At 40.5% G+C, this 20,560-nt stretch carries 16 protein-coding genes; 5 read left to right on the forward strand and 11 right to left on the reverse strand.

The genetic code is table 11. The features are described from left to right. The first annotated feature begins 7 nt into the window (after positions 1-7). Entirely contained in the window at positions 8-1,822 is a 1,815-nt protein-coding gene (pepF, locus tag GXK58_RS11465) for an oligoendopeptidase F (protein ID WP_160722886.1), read from the forward strand. A gap of 34 nt (positions 1,823-1,856) precedes the next feature. On the opposite strand, the gene GXK58_RS11470 is transcribed toward pepF, so the two are convergent. Then, entirely contained in the window at positions 1,857-2,852 is a 996-nt protein-coding gene (locus GXK58_RS11470) for a VanW family protein (RefSeq protein ID WP_202171342.1), read from the reverse strand. Between the two features lie 200 nt (positions 2,853-3,052). Next, positions 3,053-3,877: a formate/nitrite transporter family protein gene (locus GXK58_RS11475; protein ID WP_160722888.1), complete on the reverse strand. Its 825-nt coding sequence runs from the start codon at positions 3,875-3,877 to the stop codon at positions 3,053-3,055. Between the two features lie 297 nt (positions 3,878-4,174). Between GXK58_RS11475 and GXK58_RS11480 the strand changes: the two genes are divergently transcribed. Beyond that, positions 4,175-4,618 (forward strand): hypothetical protein, encoded by a 444-nt coding sequence (locus GXK58_RS11480; protein ID WP_160722890.1) that lies wholly within the window; start codon positions 4,175-4,177, stop codon positions 4,616-4,618. Positions 4,619-4,728: 110 nt separating this feature from the next. Here the strand turns inward: GXK58_RS11480 and GXK58_RS11485 are convergent, their stop codons facing one another. The 6 genes from GXK58_RS11485 to GXK58_RS11510 all read right to left on the reverse strand — a co-directional run bounded on the left by GXK58_RS11485 (position 4,729) and on the right by GXK58_RS11510 (position 12,703). After that, complete coding sequence (locus tag GXK58_RS11485) at positions 4,729-5,715, reverse strand: proline dehydrogenase family protein (RefSeq protein ID WP_160722892.1); 987 nt, start codon at positions 5,713-5,715, stop codon at positions 4,729-4,731. A 197-nt stretch (positions 5,716-5,912) separates the two neighbouring features. Next, complete coding sequence (locus GXK58_RS11490) at positions 5,913-7,445, reverse strand: DHA2 family efflux MFS transporter permease subunit (RefSeq protein ID WP_160722894.1); 1,533 nt, start codon at positions 7,443-7,445, stop codon at positions 5,913-5,915. 338 nt (positions 7,446-7,783) lie between these two features. Next, positions 7,784-8,956, reverse strand: a complete 1,173-nt coding sequence (gene ftsZ, locus GXK58_RS11495; protein WP_160722896.1) for a cell division protein FtsZ — start codon at positions 8,954-8,956, stop codon at positions 7,784-7,786. A 180-nt stretch (positions 8,957-9,136) separates the two neighbouring features. After that, entirely contained in the window at positions 9,137-11,047 is a 1,911-nt protein-coding gene (locus GXK58_RS11500; RefSeq protein WP_442862471.1) for a TRAP transporter permease, read from the reverse strand. A gap of 34 nt (positions 11,048-11,081) precedes the next feature. Further along, on the reverse strand, positions 11,082-11,600 hold the full coding sequence (locus tag GXK58_RS11505) for a DUF1850 domain-containing protein (RefSeq protein ID WP_237389637.1): 519 nt from the start codon (positions 11,598-11,600) through the stop codon (positions 11,082-11,084). 116 nt (positions 11,601-11,716) lie between these two features. After that, positions 11,717-12,703 carry a TAXI family TRAP transporter solute-binding subunit gene (locus GXK58_RS11510; protein ID WP_160722902.1) on the reverse strand — a complete coding sequence of 329 codons (987 nt, stop codon included), beginning with the start codon at positions 12,701-12,703 and terminating at the stop codon, positions 11,717-11,719. Between the two features lie 225 nt (positions 12,704-12,928). Between GXK58_RS11510 and GXK58_RS11515 the strand changes: the two genes are divergently transcribed. Continuing rightward, positions 12,929-13,903 (forward strand): 2-hydroxyacid dehydrogenase, encoded by a 975-nt coding sequence (locus tag GXK58_RS11515; RefSeq protein WP_160722904.1) that lies wholly within the window; start codon positions 12,929-12,931, stop codon positions 13,901-13,903. 48 nt (positions 13,904-13,951) lie between these two features. Continuing rightward, positions 13,952-14,629, forward strand: coding sequence for a YdeI/OmpD-associated family protein (locus GXK58_RS11520; RefSeq protein ID WP_160722906.1), 678 nt, complete (start codon positions 13,952-13,954; stop codon positions 14,627-14,629). Positions 14,630-14,727: 98 nt separating this feature from the next. Here the strand turns inward: GXK58_RS11520 and GXK58_RS11525 are convergent, their stop codons facing one another. Continuing rightward, positions 14,728-15,231 (reverse strand): DinB family protein, encoded by a 504-nt coding sequence (locus GXK58_RS11525; protein WP_160722908.1) that lies wholly within the window; start codon positions 15,229-15,231, stop codon positions 14,728-14,730. Positions 15,232-15,367: 136 nt separating this feature from the next. Continuing rightward, on the reverse strand, positions 15,368-16,084 hold the full coding sequence (locus tag GXK58_RS11530; RefSeq protein WP_160723328.1) for a Sir2 family NAD-dependent protein deacetylase: 717 nt from the start codon (positions 16,082-16,084) through the stop codon (positions 15,368-15,370). A 208-nt stretch (positions 16,085-16,292) separates the two neighbouring features. Between GXK58_RS11530 and GXK58_RS11535 the strand changes: the two genes are divergently transcribed. Then, positions 16,293-17,558, forward strand: coding sequence for a cytochrome P450 (locus tag GXK58_RS11535; RefSeq protein ID WP_160722910.1), 1,266 nt, complete (start codon positions 16,293-16,295; stop codon positions 17,556-17,558). Positions 17,559-17,826: 268 nt separating this feature from the next. Here GXK58_RS11535 and adhE read toward each other — a convergent pair whose 3' ends face one another. After that, complete coding sequence (gene adhE, locus GXK58_RS11540; protein ID WP_160722912.1) at positions 17,827-20,430, reverse strand: bifunctional acetaldehyde-CoA/alcohol dehydrogenase; 2,604 nt, start codon at positions 20,428-20,430, stop codon at positions 17,827-17,829. Between the last annotated feature and the right edge of the window lie 130 nt (positions 20,431-20,560).

The following is a 20,560-nucleotide window of genomic DNA, read 5'->3' on the forward strand; positions in this document are numbered from 1 at the left end:
ATTTCTTTTGACAAAAACAATGGGAAAACGGCTCCATCGATCACAGGTTCCACCCGAACAGACCTGGAACCTGGCGGATCTATTTCCAACAGAAGAAGCTTGGAAAGCGGAATTGAACGTGATTGAAAATGAAATATCTCAATTCAACCGATTCAAAGGAACACTACATACGGGTCCAAAGGCTTTATTAGAGTGCCTGCTCGCACAGGAACAGCTTCAGATGAGGATCATAAAGGCAGGAACATTTGCGAGTCTGCAGCAATCTGCAGATGGAACAGATCCCAACCATCAAGCAAACGCAGCCAAGTTTTCCGCCTTGCGTACTAAAAGTCTATCAGCCCTTTCGTTTATCAATTCAGAAATTCTCGCTCTTGAAAAGGAAACCATTGAACAATTTATAAAAGAAGAACCTGAACTGAAGGCGTTTGAGAAAAACCTCCTTGAACTGCTTGAAACGAAAAAACATACCTTGTCTCCCGAAACTGAGGAAGCATTAGCAGCACTTGGTGAGCTTCAAGGTGCCCCCTATCAAATCTATCAAATGACCAAATTAGCGGATATGGATTTTGAGCCGATTCTTGATCCTTTAGGAACGGAACAGCCTGTTTCATTTGCTTTATTTGAGAATCTTTATGAATTTTCTGCTGACACAGATATCCGCAGGAAGGCCTATGGCTCGTTTGTTTCAACCTTAAGAAAATACAAAAATACAATGGCACAAACGTATACTGCCGAGGTTAAAAAACAGGTTGCTCTGGCTCGTTTACGTAAATATGATTCTGTTACCCATATGCTCCTGGAACCACACCAAGTCACAATGGACATGTACAACAATCAGATTGATACGATCTTTAAAGAGTTAGCCCCGCATATGCGCAGATTTGCCCAATTAAAAAAGCAGGTGCTAGGACTGGATACGATGTGCTTCTGTGATTTGAAGGCACCGTTAGATCCTGACTTCGATCCCTCTACCACATATGAAGAAGCAAGCCAGCTCATTGTCGAATCATTAAAAGTAATGGGGCCTGAATACGTCGAAATCATCGAACGTGGCTTTAAGGAGAGATGGGTGGACCGCGCGGATAATATCGGAAAATCCACTGGTGCCTTCTGTTCGAGCCCTTATGGAGCACATCCATATATCCTGGTTACCTGGCAGGATAATATGCGCGGATGCTTTACCTTGGCCCATGAATTCGGCCATGCCGGCCATTTCTATTTAGCCAATAAGCACCAGCGGATGATGAATGTCCGTCCTTCCATGTACTTTATAGAAGCCCCTTCAACGATGAATGAAATGCTATTAGGTCAGTATCTGTTCAATAAGTATGAAGATAAACAAATGCGCCGCTGGGTCGTTCTACAGCTCTTGGGAACCTATTACCATAACTTTGTCACGCATTTGCTTGAAGCTGAATACCAGCGAAGAGTATATCAGCTTGCCGAGAAAGGAAAAGCGTTGACAGCAGCCACCTTATCTGAAGTAACAGGAGATGTTCTTACTGAGTTCTGGGGGGACACGGTTGAGATTGATGAAGGAGCCCGATTAACATGGATGCGCCAGCCGCACTACTATATGGGTTTATACCCATATACCTACTCTGCAGGCTTAACCGCTTCAACGGCTGTTGCCCAAATCATTCAGGAACAAGGACAGCCGGCTGTTAACGCTTGGCTCGAGGTGCTTCGTGCAGGAGGTACAAAGAAACCGCTTGAATTATTAAAACAAGCCGGGGTCGATATGTCTAAGACGGAGCCAATCAGCAAAGCCGTCGCTTATGTTGGTTCTTTAATTGATGAATTAGAGAGTTCTTATAAATAAATATAGGATGCCGCAGCAAAAGGCGGCATCCTCTTTAATGTTTGATGAGACTTTCATAGGCAGCGGATGTTCTCACTTCAACCGTTAATTTCCCGTTTGCATAGATGGTTTTAATTAAAAGGGGGACGCCTGTTGTATTTTGAAAACGGAAATCCGGGCCGCCATAGGAAACGGTGGCATCTCTTCCTTTCGGGACATAGCCGACAGATAAAGAATGATGATGCTTTTCGACATAGCTTACACCCACTTGGTCAACCGCATTAAACAACGTCGAAGAGGTCTGACAAATCCCTCCGCCGATTCCCATCACCATTTTTTTATTGACAATTTCCTTGGCCGGTTGATATCCATGGGCAGCGTCACTAGGCCCTACGGTTGTATTAAAAGAAAATATATCTTGGGTACCAACAATTACATTATTTATTGCCTGTGCTGACAGCTCAATATTTTTTGAACGGCCAGCCACCCCGCTGTTAAAATAGGTGGTATACGAAGCAACGACCACTTCACTCAAATGGGAAGGATCGTCTGGTTTATATCCGCTCTCCGTTACAGTAATAGGCAGTTCCACATCACCGCCATTAACTGAAGCGGCCATTACACGACTGACTAATTCCGCTTCATCTAAAATAATTTGAGGTATTCCTTTGATAATTTGTCCGTTGGCATTGATTTTGTCTAGGACCATCCGTTGGTCGTATCCTTTTGTATTCTCTGTTCCCCTTGCTAGGTCTTTAGCCCATTTTTCCAATTCCTGTTTATATGAATCTGGATTCACCGCAAATCCTAGTTCTTCGGGCATAAAAGTTTTCACAACACTTTTTGTATTCGGATCAATCACATTCACAACAATCGGCTTCTTTTCTTCTTCCTTTTGCGGTTGTTCCTGCGGTTGTTGAACCGGCTGTTTTTTAGGTTCTGATACTTTTACCTGATCCTGCTTTTCCGTTGCCGTCTTTTCGTTACATCCTGCTAAACCTAGTAAACTTCCGATTACTAATATTGAAATGACCCAGCGCTGTTTCACCATGTTTCCCAACTTCTCCTCTTATACTATAGGTTATTCATGCAGCTAATTGTGTCGGCTGCATTGCCTCCATTCACCCATTGTATTCTCACGGAGAACGTAATATTACATAGAAAATTGCCGCTAAACAGCGCTTAATCATAGCCAACAAATAGAAAAGCAGCCTGAACTAAAAAGTTCAAAGCTGCTCATCCACCTCTTTATTATCTAGTACCTGTTTTAGCCATTGGCTTTATCACTTTTGCTTCCGTTAAGACAGGAAAATACTTTTTATAACTATACCAATATGCCATCGCAATAAAGATGGTGCCGCCTGCGGCATTCCCTAAAAAGACGGGAACGAAATTATGAATGTATTCAATCCAAGAAAAATGTCCAGCGAAAATCGCTGCAGGAATGACAAACATATTGGCAACGACGTGTTGGAACCCAATAGCGACAAATGCCATCGTCGGGAACCATATGCCTAAGATTTTTCCGGACATGTCATTCGCACCATAGGACAACCAGACAGCAGAAGCTACCAGCCAGTTACAGCCGATTCCTGAAATAAACGCCTGGAGAAAGGTGGCTTCAAGCTTGTGTTCTGCGATACTAATCGTCTTGTCTAAAAATGGAGCTGCTTCTGTCAAACCAACCAGGTGGCCGAAGAAATAAGCAACAAAGATTGCTCCTAAAAAGTTGCTGATTGTCACTAAGAACCAATTGTATAGAACCTTCCCCGTGCTTACTCTTTTAGCCAGTCGCGCCAGAGGAACGGCCATCATGTTTCCTGTCAATAACTCCCCGCCGGCTAGAAGCGTGAGAATAAGTCCAATGGGGAACACACTGGCTCCTATCAAACTGCCTAATCCTTCGAGATTACCGGTTAAAGTAGCTGTCACACGGATAAATAACAAGTACCCCAGGGCAATAAATGCCCCTGCTTCAAAACCAAGTATCATCGTTTGTAATGGTGCATACTTGGTCTTTTTCACTCCGTTTTCTACAGTGATTCCCATGATTTGGTCCGGTTTACTAAACCCCATAATTCTTACACCTTCATTTTCTATTCTTTATATTTGTGAAATATTTAACATACTCTTATTTTATATTATTTTATATCCTTTTCTTAAGGAAACCTGTGAATATTTCTTTAATTATTTTGGAGCGCTTTCATATGGATAACTTAAATTGAACTCTTTGTCTTTCACATCTACGCGCTTATTTTATGTTATAATATATTTATGTGTTTATTTTACTAGTAAAACATTATTTATGATTGGTTTATCCTAAATACTTGGATCACTTCATATAGTAATCACTAATTGAATGGATGTGTTAACGTGGAACATACAATCGAAACGATTTATCGATTAGAAAATCCGGAGAGGAACATTATTAAATTTGTAACTGGTTCACAGCTGCGATATGAAGATGTAGTGAAAGAGGTTTTTGGCGTGGCATGTATCGCAGATTTAAATATGATGATTCAATACAATAAAAGCTTTCAAACAAGTGTAGTGAATCGATTTGGTGTAACAAATGAAAAAAAGATTTCTTTGGATAAACTGATTCGCATCGCTTCAAGGGCCGATATGCTCGACCTAAAACAACACCTAATCAATCAACAAAAAGTCAATCACCCACTGGATCAGGATGATACCATTCAATCTGAAGATTTTCCTCTGATCGGCTGCCCATTTGACTCCATCATCCAGCTCCAAGAAGGTATCTACCAATGGAACGACAATAGTTACTCCTACAACGCTATTATAAATGGTGCCTGACACCAAAAAAAATGGAAGAATTCTACACAGTCTCCTGGACTCTCGCTGTAGTTTCACTTCCATTTTTTTATTAAAGTTTTGATCGTTTTTTCCTAACCCAAGTTCGTTAGTTATTTTCTCTTCTTCTTATTATTAGACTTAGTTAGTCTGCCTAATAGGAATGCTCCTGCTGCCACGCCGATGATGGTGTTTGTCTTCTTATTAAATACCTGTTTTGCCACAAGATTTAAATTTTGCGGTCTTTCGGCTAACCGTCTCATGAAATATCCGTACCAGTCATTCCCAAACGGGACATACGTACAGAAATGGTAGCCTTCACTTGCTAAGCTTAACTGGAGCTCTTTTCTAAAGCCATATAACATTTGGAATTCGAATTGGTCATTTGAAATATTGTGCTGCTTGACAAACTCTTTTACATAGTTAATGATCCGATGGTCATGGGTGGCAATCGAAGTAAATTTGCCATTCAATAGATGCCATTCAATTAATCTAATAAAATTAGTATCGATATCTTTTTTATCTTGATAGGCAATATCTGACGATTCTTTGTAGGCACCCTTTACAATCCGGATTCGGTAGTCTTTGTATCTTTCAAGGTACTCCAGGGCTTTATGGAAATAAGCTTGGATGACCGTCCCGACATTATCATATTCCAATGATAATTCTTCTAAGATTTGAAAAGTAAGATCGAGATGTTTGGAATCTTCCATATCAAGATTGACGAACATATCATATTGGCTCGCCTTAGCAACAATTTCTCTTATATTACTTAAACAAAAAGAATAATCTATATCCAAGCCAACTTGAGTGGGCTTGAGGGAAATATGGGCATCCACTTGATTCTCATGGATGGCGTCAATCACTTTAAGTATTTGTTCCTTTGCCGCAGCGGCCTCTTCTTCCTTACATACAAACTCCCCTAGATTATCAACGGTACAAGAGATTCCATGGGCATTAAGCTCCTTTATACTTTTAATGACTTCAGGAATATTGGTCCCGGCAACAACACTTTGCGCCCCCATTTTCAAGCCATATTTCTTAGCGGCGTTATTGAGAAATTGATTTTGTGATAACCCTATAAAAAGATCCTTCAACATTCCGATTTCCCCTTGCTGACAGTTTTAATATAATTATAGCATACGCTTTCAATAATATTTGTTTTGTGAATTTTCAAAAATAAAGCGCTAACATCTGTGCTTTTGTATGACAGCCAACAAATACAAAAAACCCATCTCTTCATAATAAGAAATGGGCTTAATTACTGTCGATATATTACTAATGGTGACAGGCACCTTTAGTTTTCAGCTAATTTGTTTGCTACTTTTTTTCCGGATGCTTGGCTTTTTCCTTCTAAGTCATCGGCTGGTGTCGCCCGCTTGATGAAGAAGGATAAGACTAGTGCAATAGCGGCAATAAAAGTGGCGATTAGGAAGGAATAATTGATTCCGTTTAACATTGCCTGTGCCATGATTTGTTGTTTCATTTGGGCGATGGCCTCTTTAGTAGGCTCAGCTGTTAAATGCTGCATGGCAGCAGTTCCTAGTTCTTTCGCTTCCGATTCGGTCCGGTTTGACATAATCGTAACCATTAGTGCCGTTCCAATCGCTCCGGCAACCTGGTTTAATGTATTATTCATGGCGGTTCCATGAGGGTACAAACGTTTTGGGAGCTGATTTAATCCATTAGTTGAAACTGGCATCATAACCATCGACATCCCTAACATCCTTACTGAATAGATAATAATTAAATGTGTATAGGTTGTTTCAAGAGTTAATTTGCTAAAAGCATAGGTTGTGACAACAATTATGGTTAAACCCGTAACAGCCAAAATTCTTCCGCCAATTTTATCAAATAACTTACCTGTAACAGGTGACATAAACGCCATCAAAATGGCCCCAGGCATTAGTAAGAGTCCTGCATCCATTGGAGAAATTCCGCGAAGATTTTGCGTATAAATGGGAAGGAGAATCATCCCAGAAAATAATGCCATGTTGACAACCATCGCTATGACAGATGATAGAGCGAACATTGGATATTTATAGACCCGGAAATTTAACAATGGCGACTCTTTCTTTAGTTGGCGCAAAACAAAAATAATCAAGGAAATGATACCAACCATAATGGTTCCATAAACTTCTGGGCTGTCCCATCCCTTGCTTCCTGCAGAACTAAAGCCGTAGAGAATCCCTCCAAAACCTATACTTGATAGGATTACTGATAGGAAATCTAAGCGAAGCGTAACCTTTTCTTTCTTATCTTTAAGTAGGAATAAACCAATTAATAAAACGACAATAGCAATTGGTGTAATAAAGTGGAAAAGCATTCTCCAGTCATAATGTTCAACGATCCAGCCTGATAATGTCGGACCAATTGCAGGAGCGAACATTAATATGAGACCGAAAACGCCCATCGCTGCTCCTCTTTTTTCAACTGGGAAGCTTACGAGCATAACATTCATTAACAATGGCATTAGGATGGCTGAACCGGAAGCTTGAAGCATCCGCCCTCCTAACAACAATGGAAATACATGAGCAAATCCTGCAAGGATGGTACCCACTGTGAATAAGCCAATCGCCGCTAAGAAGATATGGCGAACGGAGAACTTTTGTATCAAATAGGCACTAATCGGAATCAAGACTCCGTTTACGAGCATAAAACCCGTTGTAAGCCACTGAACAGTTGATGCCTCAATATTTAAGTCTTTCATAATTGAAGGCAGAGCAATGTTTAGTAATGTATTATTTAAAAATGAAATAAAAGCACCGACCATTAATACGGCAATAATTCCATAAGGCGGGCGGTTCGTTTGCTTTTTGGTTTGATCCATCTATTTTCCCCCTAAAACAATATAATCCTATACGTTATTTTTTGCGCAAGTTCTATCTTATACCTTTGGTTCAATTATTGCAATGCAAAAGTAGTTAGTATAAGGGAGTTTTTTTACCTTATACAATGTTGACATACATATTTAGACAAGCAGTTCAAAAACGGCAACATTCCCACCACCATAACTAGAGAAAATCGAAATAGATATAAAGAGATAGTTTATTTTTCATCTAAAACACATTTAATAATCATCTTTTTTCAAAGAGTTAACCCTATATACAAATAGTGGAAATGAAAAAACACCCCCAATACAAAAATCGATTGGGAGTGTCTTACAAGTTATCGTCTTCGATTGCGATTACGTAAAAAAGTTGGAATGTCTAGTGAATCTTCTTGTCCTTGGTTAGAACGATTGTAATCATTCATTGGTTCTTCAACATACTGCCTTTGTGTGCTTTGCTCCTGTCTGAATGGCTCGTCTAAAGGTTCTTCCCGTCTTGGCTGCGAAGCAGTTTCTCTGATAAGAGAAGGCGCAGGACGCTCTGACGGTCTTTCTTCTTCTCCAGTAAATCCTGTTGCGATGACTGTAATCATGATTTCATCTTTTAAATTATCATTAATAATGGAACCAAAAATCATATTCAGCTCGTGATCAGAGGCAGATGCAACAAGGTCCGCTGCTTCTTGTACTTCAAACAGACTTAAATTACTGCCGCCGGTGATATTCATTAACACACCTTGCGCACCATCAATGGAAGTTTCGAGTAAAGGACTTGAGATCGCTTTTTTCGCTGCTTCAACAGCACGATCCGGCCCTTTGGCAACACCAATCCCCATCAAGGCTGTTCCTTGGTTAGTCATAATTGTTTTTACATCGGCGAAGTCGAGATTAATTAAACCGGGAACAGCAATTAAGTCCGAGATCCCTTGCACACCCTGGCGAAGGACATTATCCGCTTCACGGAAAGCCTCCATGATAGGAGTTTTTTTGTCGACAATTTGCAGCAAGCGATCATTTGGAATGATAATTAACGTATCAACTGCTTCCCTCATTAAATTAATTCCATTCGCAGCATTGACAGCACGCCTCTTTCCTTCAAATCCGAACGGACGTGTCACAACACCAATCGTAAGGGCACCAAGTTTACGTGCGATTTCTGCAATCGCAGGAGCTGCACCTGTTCCGGTACCGCCGCCCATTCCGGCAGTGACAAATACCATGTCAGCCCCTTCTAAAACCTCTTGGAGCTGCTTTCTGCTTTCTTCTACTGCCTTTCTTCCTACTTCAGGATTCGCACCTGCACCAAGTCCCCTTGTTAAAGTCGCACCAATTTGCATTTTAATCTCCGCTTTTGACAGATTTAGGGCCTGTGCATCTGTATTTACGGCAATAAATTCCACACCTTGAATTCCATCTTCAATCATTCGATTTACGGCATTATTTCCGCCGCCGCCAACACCAATAACTTTAATTCTTGCTATTTGATCTATATTCATGTCAAGATCCCACATTTGCTACTCCTCCTAAGACACTATTACTTCATAATTCAGAAAATTGTTTTTTTCATAAAAGTACTTTATTCCCAAACGCTCCACTATTATTCTATCAAAATAATAGGCTTGTTTGTATAGTACCACGTATTCATTTCAGTGAAAATATAAAAAAAACCCTCAAAACCTGAGGGCAACTTTCTAGCTATTTTGGACTTTATTCATCGTCCCGTCTCTCTGGATATATTGTACTACCAATAAGACACCAAACGCGGCTAATCCAATAATATCACTTATCTTTTCAGGATAGATTAAACATAATCCCGAAATAAAGGCGGCAATTCGTTCAAACCAGTACATTTTTCGCATCCAATAGCCGATGACACCTGCACTTACTAATAACATCCCAATAAAAGCAGTTAACACTACCCAGATTAAATAGGTCCAGGTCGTATCAATCATCAATAGTTCGGGTGAAAAAACAAACATATACGGAATAATAAACGCAGAAATCGCCAATTTCGATGACTCAACCCCCGTTTTGAATGGTTCACCGCCTGACACCGCAGCGGCTGCAAAGGCTGCTAGGGCCACTGGGGGTGTAATATCGGCAACGATTCCAAAATAGAAAACAAACAGATGGGCCGATAAATCAGGTACACCTAGTAAAATAATTGCCGGAGCGGCAATCGTAGAGGTAATGACATAGTTTGCAGTCGTTGGAGATCCCATGCCAAGGATTAAGGAAGCAAGCATGGTTAATAGTAGTGTCGGCAACAGCGCGCCGCCAGATAAATCTAATAATCCATTTGCCATCTTTAATCCAAGTCCCGTTTTCGTCACCACACCAACAATAATACCTGCTGCGGCAGTGGCAGCAGCGACACCTAATGCGGAACGCGCCCCGTCTACAAGTGCATCGATTACCCCTTTAAAGCCGATCCTCGTTTCTTTTCGAATGGCGCTGACGATTACCGTAATGACAATCGACCATAAGGCGGCGCGAGTCACACTCATTCCGGACATTAGCAAGAGTATAATGCCAAGAATCGGAAGTAATAAATAGAGTTTTCCAAAGACCTCTTTGCGGCTGGGCATTTCCTCTTTCGTTAAACCGCGCAGTCCAATCCGCTTCGCTTCAAAATGCGTCATAATCCAAATGCCGGTAAAATATAGAATAGCCGGAATAGCAGCGGCTTTTGCGATATCCCAATAGCTGATCCCGCCTCCGATAAACTCCACCATTAAAAAGGCAGCGGCACCCATAATCGGCGGCATTAATTGTCCTCCGGTTGACGACGAGGCTTCTACGGCACCGGCGAATTCCTTTTTATAGCCGAGATTTTTCATCATCGGAATGGTAAAGGCACCCGAAGTAACCACATTGGCAACTGAACTGCCGCTGATGGTCCCTTGAAGGGCACTCGAAAATACGGCTACCTTGGCCGGGCCTCCCACACTTCTGCCCGCAATGGCAATCGATAGGTCATTAAAATATTCGCCGACTCCTGTCTTGATTAAAAAGGAGCCAAATAAAAGGAAGAGAAAAATAAAAGTAGAAGAAACGGCAAGTGGTGTACCCAGGATTCCTTCTGTGGTAAAAAACATCGTTTGGACTAAACGTTCCAAATCAAGCCCGCGGTGGGCAAGAAACCCTGGCATGTAAGGACCAAACAAAGCATAAATCATGAAGACAATCGCAATAATGGTGATCGGCAGCCCAACGGTACGGCGTGTCGCTTCCAATACTAAAAGAATAGCAGCGAGGCCGATCGTGAAATCAAGACTAGTGATATTGCCGGTCCTTAGGACTAACTCATCAATCATCAATGGCCAATAGGCCCCCACGACTAGGGAAAGACCGGCGAGGAGGAGATCATACCATGCCACCTTTAGCTCTTTCCCTCTGTTTTTTCTGCGCGCAGGAAAAAGTAAAAAAATAAGGGCGAGCGCAAAGCCTAAGTGAATCGTCCGTTGAAGCTGCGCCGTTAACACGCCAAATATTCCTGTATACACCTGAAATAAGGAAAAGGCCAAAAGACCTGCAAAAGCAATCCAGGCGAGTATCCCTGTTAACTTTCTTGTCCCCGCCTCCGGATCATATTTTTCCATTAACTCCTGCTGTTTTTGCTCAGATAGCGGCTCCTCATAATGACTCAAGAATATTCACTCCCTTCCATAGCTCAACCATCGTTAGCCTCCGAATCTCTACCTTTACAGCGGTACCAGGTCGAATCGATTTTGATAATGGATATACTTTTTGCTTAAAAATGACTCGATGATTGGCACGAACCTGTCCGACTCGTAAATAAAAATAAGGAAAGATCCGGTTCATATTTTTTAGATAATATCTTCCATTCCTTTGAACAAACCTTTCACCATGTTCGGCATTCGAAGGCATTCCAATCGCAAAATCCTCATAGGACAATTCATATTGCTGGATTTCGTGATTAGCTGTAATCCTGTAGCTCTCGACAACATCTGTCAGATGAATGGAATGTGTATATTTAATTTTAAAACGAGTTTCGTCATTTAACGGGAGGTAGGCTGATTTTGTCGAAGATTGGTATGGTTGGAATACGATTGCTAGCTTAAGAGGCAGGTATACTAGCAATATGCTAGCAGAAACAAAGCAGATTACTAGTACAATGCTAACGTATGCCATCTTCCTTCTTCTCTTCATTTTGCACACCTTCATATCAGGGAAACGTCGATAAATGTCCAAAGAGAAACGAGCGTTGACGAAAGCCGGTTTCTCTCGGACTGATTAATCAATTATACTTATTGGGCTTTAACCCCTTTTTCCGTAAAATATTTCTTAGCTCCAGGATGGATTTCAATTCCCACACCAGTAAGAGCATTTTCTACCTTAATCAATTTGCCTTTGGCATGTGTAACCTTATTAAGATTTTCAAAAATGGCCTTCGTAATATCATAAACGGCTTGCTCTGACAGGTCGCTCCGTGCGACTAACATCGCTTGGACAGCAACAGTAGAGACGGAATCAGTTAATTTATACGTCCCTGCTGGAACCTCGTCCTTAACATAATAAGGATACTTCTCAATTAATTGGTCAATTTTTTCCTGTTCAATTGGTACAATCACCACATCTTCGGTAGCGGAAAGACTTTCCACTGCACCAGTTGGCGTCCCGGCTGTGACAAACGCCGCATCAATGGTACCATCCTGGATTCCCTCTGTAGATTCATCGAAGGAAAGATCTTGTTTTTTAATATCATTAAAGGTTAACCCGTACATCTCCAGTATTTGCTCAGCGTTAGCAACGGTCCCAGAACCTGGTGCCCCAACTGACACCTTTTTCCCCTTCAGATCATTTACCGTCTTGATTCCGGCTTTTTTGGTGGTCACGATTTGTATCGTTTCTGGATAAAGAGTCGCTATCGCCTGTACATTGCTAACCTTATTATCCTTGAACATTAACTTGCCTTCATTCGCATAACTGGCGATATCCGTTTGCGTAAAAGCAATCTCCCCATCCCCATTTTTAAGGGTGGTCATGTTCTCAGCAGAAGCTCCCGAGGTTTCCGCATTTGTTTCGATCCCAGTCTCATCTTTTATGATTTTTGCAAAAGAACCCCCGAGCGGGTAATAAGTTCCTCCTGTTCCTCCTGTCAGTATACTAATAAATTCTAGTTTTTCTTCACTCTCAGACCCTTTCTGATTTTCCTCTTTACTGTCACAAGCTGAGAGAATGACAGACATGAGTACTAGAAAAACTGTCGATAAAAGAAACCTTTTCTTTTTCAATAAAAAACATCCCCCTTTTTGCATTTTCCTCCGGACATACTTTATTCTTATTAGCCTATTTCCTAAAACTTGTCATTTTGAAACAAGTTGGAACTTTTGTCCTACTGCAAAATAACACTGAAATTACGAAAAGAGTTTTTTAGAATGTGGTTGACTGTCTCACCGCTTTATGTCACTTTAAAGAGGGATAAGGCAGACTTCCTAAAGTAAGAGGAGATTGAATCAGTGAAACGAAAAATAATTGCTTATAACTTTGAATTAACAGAAACACTGGAAAAACTAACTGATGAATTTAAGGTACAAATTTTCGATACGATTAACCCGAAAACGGATCTCGAGTTTTTATTGGCGCTTAAAGAGGTGGAAGGAATCGTGGGACTTGCTTTGCCAGTAGATCAAGAATTACTCGAGCGGGCTCCGAAGCTAAAAATAGTTTCCAATAACTCTACAGGCTTTAATAATCTGTCCATTGAAGTGATGACCAAGCGCGGCGTGATGGGAACCAACACTCCTGGTGTCCTCGAAGATACCACGGCGGATGCCATCTTTGGCATCTTGCTCGCCTCCGCTCGCAGGATTGCTGAATTGGATCACTTTGTGAAAGCCGGAAATTGGAAGGGACATTTAACTAAAGCGGAATATGCGATCGATGTACATCATAAAACACTTGGGATTATTGGCATGGGGAAAATTGGATCAGCGATCGCCAAACGTGCCCATCTAGGGTTTGACATGAATATCTTGTACCATAATCGGAAGCGAAACATCGAAGCAGAAGAAAAATACAACGCCGCCTATTGTGACCTTGATACCTTGTTAAAAGAAGCTGATTTTGTCTGCCTGATGACACCGCTCACAAAGGAAACAGAAAACTTAATCAGCAATCGAGAATTTAAACTGATGAAATCCTCTGCGATCTTTGTCAACGGCTCACGTGGCAGGACAGTGGATGAAGCAGCATTAATAGAAGCGCTAAAAAACAAGGAAATCCATGGAGCAGCCCTAGATGTATACCAGATAGAGCCGCTAAAGAAGGACCATCCCCTGCTGCAGTTTCCGAATGTTGTCACCACCCCGCATATTGGCTCGTCGACCTATGAAACAGAACGAAAAATGGCTGAGCTCGCCGTAGAAAATTTACTCGCAGGCTTAAAAGGTAAACGGCCTAGAAACTTGATAAATCCGGAAGTACTGAACTAAACTCAAATAGAAGATCACTTGAATAATGAACATGAAGGAGTAAAAATCATGGCTGCACCTAAAAGTGTCATAGAAAAACTAAATCTGCAAAAATACACCAATAAGATCATCCTCCATAAACCAGAAGAAATAATAGAGTTTCAAGAGCTAGAATATGATTCCTCTATTAAAAAAGAGAAATATGATCTCATCTTTAGTTTTATTTTTAGCTTAGAAGAGTTTTCAAATGAGCTTCAAACCGTAATTGATAAACAATTACTTGCGGATAATGGCTATTTATACTTCGCTTATCCAAAAAAGAATAATAAAGTATATAAGGAATACATAGACCGTGACAGTTTTATTAGTGCCCTCCCTTCTGATGAGGAAGGTTATGTACTGAACAGCAACATCAAGTTTGCAAGAATGGTCAGTTTAAACGATGTTTTTACAGTAGTGGGTTTGAAATCCACCCCAAAAAAGACGGGAAAAGCAGCCAGCAGCAAAAGCAGTCAATGTGTGGATGACTATATTAACAATGTGGTGGATATTAAGCAGTACTTACAAAAAAACGAAGAACTTCTGAATAAATATAACGGATTAACTCCTGGATACCAAAAAGATTGGGCCCGCTACGTCTATAGTGCTAAAAGAAAAGAGACACAGGAAAAAAGGCTTCTCGAAATGGAGACTGTTTTAGGAGAAGGCTATAAAACCATTGAATTATATAGACAAGCAAAAAGATAGGTAGAAGATAAAATAAAGGTGCTTGGTTCGAGTCACATAACAAACCAAGCACCTTTATTAATTCTTCGTTTTTCAGTTTACATAATATTATTATCTGTTTATAGAGCAGGGGCTTCCATGCCAATCTGGCTCCATTCTTCTCTTGCCGGCCCATAGACACCTGGCACTTTCAATCCAGCTTGACGCATTAATACAGTCATTTGGCCGCGATGATGAATGATATGCTTAATTAAAAGAGACAAAGAAGCAGCTCTTGGCATTTCCCTGCCAAATACATTTTGGACTTCGCTTAATGATTCATCGGTCCACTGCTTCTGTACCTGATTAGCTACATCGGCACTAACTTTTCTAAAAGTATCTGCTACTTCTTTTGCGGAAGCTGGTGTGGTATTTCCGTCACCAACATTTTCGATCGTCACTCCAAATTCATTTAACATTCCAGGCGTACTTGTAACAATATGCCAAGCAATCCTTCCTAGTGTCCGGTCATCTGAGGAAACGGCTTGCTGTAGCGATTCATCTGTTAAGGCATCCAGTACCTTTTGGGTAGATGAAGCTTCATAGCTCCATTCCTGGCTAAATTCATTAATAGAAGTAAACATAATACTTCCCTCCAATTTCATTCTCATTTGCCAAAATTAGCAAATTAACTATATCATTTCACCGTAAAAAGACAAAATAAAATCTACTGAGCAGACTTTCCTTACAAAGCAAGTGGCAGCCGGACCATGTAATCGATCACAAAACACTAGCATCTAATTTCGAGAGGGTTTCCCCGATCGATTCTTGGATAACAAAGGTATTTGGTGCAAAATCGTAAGGAGTATCTCCCTTATTAATGATGATTAATGGTACTCCTGCACTTCTATGCTGCGGGAAGGTGGAAAAAGGGGTCACTTTCAAACTGGTTCCCAATACGAGTATACAGTCTGCCTGACGAACAAGGTTCAATATATGGTTGAATCCTTCCATCGAAAACCAATCACCTGTATCCCCAAACAACACCACATCCGGTTTAATGAAGCGAGCATCCTTCCGCTTGGTTTCACAATGACTGCACACATAAAATTCCTCAATCGTCTCTATACGTGAAATCATCTCACTCGTTGTATACGTCTTTCCACAGTTTTGGCAGGTGGCTGTCTTAATGGTTCCATGGAATTCAATCACACTCTCGCTGCCTGCTTTTTGATGAAGCCCATCGATATTTTGGGTAATAATCGAGTTCACCTTCCCTTCCTTCTCCCACTTAGCGAGGATTTGATGGCCTTTATTCGAAAACGCCTCAGGATGGTACAAATTTTCAATGGCAAACCTGTAAAACTCCTTTGGATGTTTATAAAAATAATCAATTGAAAGAATGTATTCAGGTGTTAATTTATAAATCCCTGTCCGGGAACGGAAGTCTTTGATACCCGATTCTGTACTAATACCCGCTCCAGTAAGAACAACGATTCATTTTGCCTCTTTTAAAATCCTTGTGCAGGTTTCAATAGTATTGTCGTTCATTTCTATTTCTCTCCTTTTACTCTACACACATTTAGTTTAAAACCTATCTTATGATTGAGCCCTTTCCTTCTCAAGCAAATGGTTTCGAATGAGCTTAAAAAAGGAATACCTATAAAAAACAATCTCATTACAATATAAATATGGAGGAGAGTCAATGTCAAAGACAAACGAAATGCCAAAGGAAGAAGGAATTGATCATAGTCTCAATCTTCTAAGAGAAGGTTATATGTTTATTACAAACAGAAGAGGGAAATTTCAATCAGAAGTATTTGAAACCCACTTGCTTGGTCAAAAGGCCATTTGCCTGGGCGGAAAGGAAGCCGCGGAAATTTTTTATGATCCTGAAAAGTTCAAGAGAATGGGTGCCGCACCGAAACGAGCAAAGGAAACATTATTTGGAAAAGATGGTGTACAGGGTTTAGATGGTGAACAACATAGACATCGTAAAAAATTATTCATGTCGCTTATGTCACCTGAACAAATAGACCAACTAATAGTAATGACAAAAAAACAATGGGAAATGGCAGTTAGAAAATGGGAACAAATGGAGCAGGTGGTTCTCTATGAAGAATCAAAGAAAATACTATGTAAAATAGCCTGTGAATGGGCAGGTATTCCTGTACCTGAAGAGGAATCTGAACGGCTTCCAAAGGACTTAGCAGACATGTTTGAATCTGCTGGCAGACTTGGTCCCCCTCATTGGAAAGGCCGGATGGCAAGGAATCATGTGGAAAATTGGCTTGGGAAGGTGATTAATCAGGTCCGGGAAGGAAAAGTCACCCCTCCTGAAAATAGTGCGCTTCATCGAATATCATTTCATCGAAATTTGACAGGTAACCTTATGGATACAGAGACAGCTGCTGTTGAAATTCTTAATATCCTAAGGCCCATTGTCGCTGTCTCCGTTTTTATCAATTTTATTGCATTAGCCGTTTTTCAGTTTCCCGAAGAAACAGAAAAACTGCGAAGTGGGGATGAAAAATTTGCTATGATGTTTGTTCAGGAAGTTCGCCGTTTTTATCCCTTTTTCCCATTTGTGGTGGCTCGAGTAAACAAAAACTTCACTTGGAAGGACTTTGATTTTGTAGAAGACACCTTAACTTTGTTAGATCTATACGGGACAAATCACGATCCTAATATATGGGATCATCCAGATGTGTTCCATCCGGATAGATTTAGAACCTGGGACGGAAGCCCGTTTAGTTTCATTCCCCAAGGCGGCGGAGACTATTATACGGGGCATCGCTGTGCCGGTGAATGGATTACACTGGAGCTTATGAAGGTGAGCCTCGATTTTCTGGCAAACAAGCTCCAATATGAGATTCCTGACCAGGATTTAAGTTATAATCTGGCCAAGGTCCCGAGTATTCCTCACAGTAAAATAATCCTTACCCATGTTACCGATAGAAATAATTTTTAAAGTTAATGAGATATTAAATAGTAGAAACGATTAAATGATTATATAAAAAAGGATGCTGATCTTCATGATTGAAATTCCAAGAACCCTATTCTGTGAGCAATGCCAAAAAGAAACAGAGCATATGGTTCGAGAGGATGCCCTTGAAATTGAATATACCTGTACTGTTTGTCAAAAACATGAGGATATAGTCAAATCATTTTTCTAAATCAGCTAACTGAATTAAAAAAACTCAAACCAGAAGGCTTGAGTTTTTTTAATTATTATAGGATTAAATTCCTTTATAAGCTAAGCGGTAGATTTCTGCCAATTCAGTTACTAACGGAAGCTTAGGATTGGCTGTTGTACATTGATCCTCAAAAGCTTTTTCTGCCAAGTAATCAACTTTGCTTTCGAATTTAGCTTGGTCCACTCCATTTGCAGCGATGCTCATTGGAATATCCATTTCTTGAGCCAATTTGATGATTGCTTGAACTAAGCTTTCTACACCCTCTTCTGTCGTTGCTGCAGGCAGCCCTAAAGTTCTTGCAATCTCTGCATAGCGCTTATCAGCTTTAAAGTGATTATACTTAGGGAAAGCTGTAAACTTCTTAGGTTTTGTTGCATTATAGCGAATAACATGCGGCATTAAAATTGTGTTAGAACGTCCGTGAGCGATATGGAATTCAGCACCTAATTTATGCGCAAGGCTGTGGTTAATACCTAAGAATGCATTGGCAAACGCCATACCGGCAATCGTTGAAGCGTTATGAACTTTTTCACGTGCTTCTTCGTCATTTCCATTGCGATAGGCTCTTGGCAAATATTCGAATACAAGCTGGATCGCTTTCATCGCGAGACCATCGGTAAAATCATTCGCCATACAAGATACATAGGCCTCAATCGCATGGGTTAGAACGTCCATACCAGTATCAGCTGTAATATGCTTTGGAACCGTCATGACGAACTGTGGATCAATAATTGCCACATCTGGTGTTAACTCATAGTCAGCCAATGGGTATTTAAGGTTGGCTTCTTTATCTGTAATAACAGCGAATGATGTTACTTCAGAGCCTGTTCCAGACGTGGTTGGAATCGCAACAAATTGTGCTCTTTGACCTAAGTGTGGATATTTCACAATCCGTTTGCGGATATCAAGGAATTTTTGCTTTAAGCCGAAGAACTCAGCATCTGGATGTTCATAGAACAGCCACATTCCTTTCGCCGCATCCATTGCAGATCCGCCGCCAAGTGCGATAATCACATCCGGCTGGAACTTAGCCATCATTTCTGCACCTTTCATAACGGTTTCGATGGATGGATCTGGTTCTACTTCAGAGAAAATTTCACAGTGTACATAATCTGGGCGTTTACGCAGGTAGTATAGGACTCTGTCTACATATCCTAAATTAACCATGCCTGGGTCCGTTACAATAAATGCTTTAGATATCTTTGGCATTTTGGCTAGATATTGTGTTGAATTCTTCTCAAAGTAAATTTTAGAAGGAACCTTGAACCACTGCATATTAACATTCCTCTTCGCCACTTTTTTGATATTGATTAAATGTACGGCACCCACGTTAGTAGAAACAGAGTTTCCTCCATAAGATCCACAGCCAAGTGTTAAGGATGGCATATAAGCATTGTAAATATCACCAATCGCACCTTGTGATGATGGAGCATTGACAATAATTCTTCCTGCTTTCATACGTAAGCCGTATTGGTTAATCACGTTTTGGTCGTTTGTATGAATAACAGCAGAGTGACCTAGACCGCCAAACTCAAGCATCTCTTCTGCTCTTTTTAAGCCTTCCTCTGTAGAATTAACCTTATAGCAAGCTAAGACTGGGCTTAATTTTTCTCTAGATAGCGGATATTTAGGACCTACGCCCTTCAATTCAGCAACAAGGATTTTTGTTCCTTCTGGTACGGCCACTCCTGCTTTTTCAGCAATCTTATAGGCAGCCATTCCGACAATTTCAGGATTCACCGCACAAGAATGTTCATTAATGACTAATTTCTCCACTTTTGCTTTTTCCTCTTCATTTAAGAAGTAGCAATTGTTATCGATCATTTCATTTTTTACTTCGTTATATATTTCTTTATCAATAATAACAGCTTGCTCAGATGCACAAATCATACCATTATCAAACGTTTTTGACAGGATTAAATCATTAACCGCTTGTTTTAAATTGGCTGTTTTTTCAATGTAGCATGGTACGTTACCTGGTCCTACACCTAAAGCAGGCTTACCTGAACTATAAGCGGATTTCACCATGCCTGCACCGCCTGTTGCGAGGATCATCGAAATTTTATTATGATTCATTAATGCTTGTGTAGCTTCAATTGATGGAGTCTCAATCCATTGGATACAATTCTCTGGCGCTCCTGCTTTAATCGCTGCCTCCCTTAACACCCTTGCTGCTTCACTTGAGCATTTCTGTGCAGATGGATGGAAAGCGAAAATGATTGGATTGCGTGTTTTAATGGAAATGAGTGCTTTGAACATGGTTGTGGATGTAGGATTGGTAACTGGTGTTACCCCTGCAACAACCCCAACTGGCTCAGCGATTTCGATCATGCCTTCATGTTCGTTTTCGTTGATGATGCCGACTGTTTTGTTATATTTAATGTTGTGATAGACATACTCTGTGGCAAACATGTTTTTAATAATCTTATCTTCGTATACGCCTCTTCCAGTTTCTTCAACAGCGAGTTTTGCTAAAGGCATGTGCTGATCAAGTCCTGCTAATGCCATTTGCTTAACAATCTCATCGATCTTATCTTGGTCAAAAGTTCTGAATTCCTCTAATGCCTTCAATCCTTTTTCGACCAAACCATTGATCATGTTGGTTACATTTTGTTTTTCTTTCACTGTTTTTTCTACTACTGCCATTTTAATTCCCTCCAATTATTATATATGTGAAATGTTTCACATATATTTTTAAAAAAATTAGATTACGGATTTAGCATATATGAAGTTATATAATTGTGAATATTTTCACAAATATAACTAAATAATTAAA

The sequence above is a fragment of the Bacillus sp. USDA818B3_A genome (genome assembly GCF_009928415.1).
Taxonomy (GTDB): Bacteria; Bacillota; Bacilli; order Bacillales; family Cytobacillaceae; genus Neobacillus.

Coding starts and splice junctions, on each gene's coding strand:
- GXK58_RS11490 (WP_160722894.1), bottom strand. CDS start 7,445: ATGGATCAAACCAAAAAGCAAACGAACCGCCCGCCTTATGGAATTATT.
- adhE (WP_160722912.1), bottom strand. CDS start 20,430: ATGGCAGTAGTAGAAAAAACAGTGAAAGAAAAACAAAATGTAACCAAC.
- GXK58_RS11525 (WP_160722908.1), bottom strand. CDS start 15,231: ATGTTTACTTCTATTAATGAATTTAGCCAGGAATGGAGCTATGAAGCT.
- ftsZ (WP_160722896.1), bottom strand. CDS start 8,956: ATGTGGGATCTTGACATGAATATAGATCAAATAGCAAGAATTAAAGTT.
- GXK58_RS11500 (WP_442862471.1), bottom strand. CDS start 11,047: ATGGAAAAATATGATCCGGAGGCGGGGACAAGAAAGTTAACAGGGATA.
- GXK58_RS11535 (WP_160722910.1), top strand. CDS start 16,293: ATGTCAAAGACAAACGAAATGCCAAAGGAAGAAGGAATTGATCATAGT.
- GXK58_RS11475 (WP_160722888.1), bottom strand. CDS start 3,877: ATGGGGTTTAGTAAACCGGACCAAATCATGGGAATCACTGTAGAAAAC.
- GXK58_RS11505 (WP_237389637.1), bottom strand. CDS start 11,600: ATGGCATACGTTAGCATTGTACTAGTAATCTGCTTTGTTTCTGCTAGC.
- GXK58_RS11470 (WP_202171342.1), bottom strand. CDS start 2,852: ATGGTGAAACAGCGCTGGGTCATTTCAATATTAGTAATCGGAAGTTTA.
- GXK58_RS11520 (WP_160722906.1), top strand. CDS start 13,952: ATGGCTGCACCTAAAAGTGTCATAGAAAAACTAAATCTGCAAAAATAC.
- GXK58_RS11485 (WP_160722892.1), bottom strand. CDS start 5,715: ATGTTGAAGGATCTTTTTATAGGGTTATCACAAAATCAATTTCTCAAT.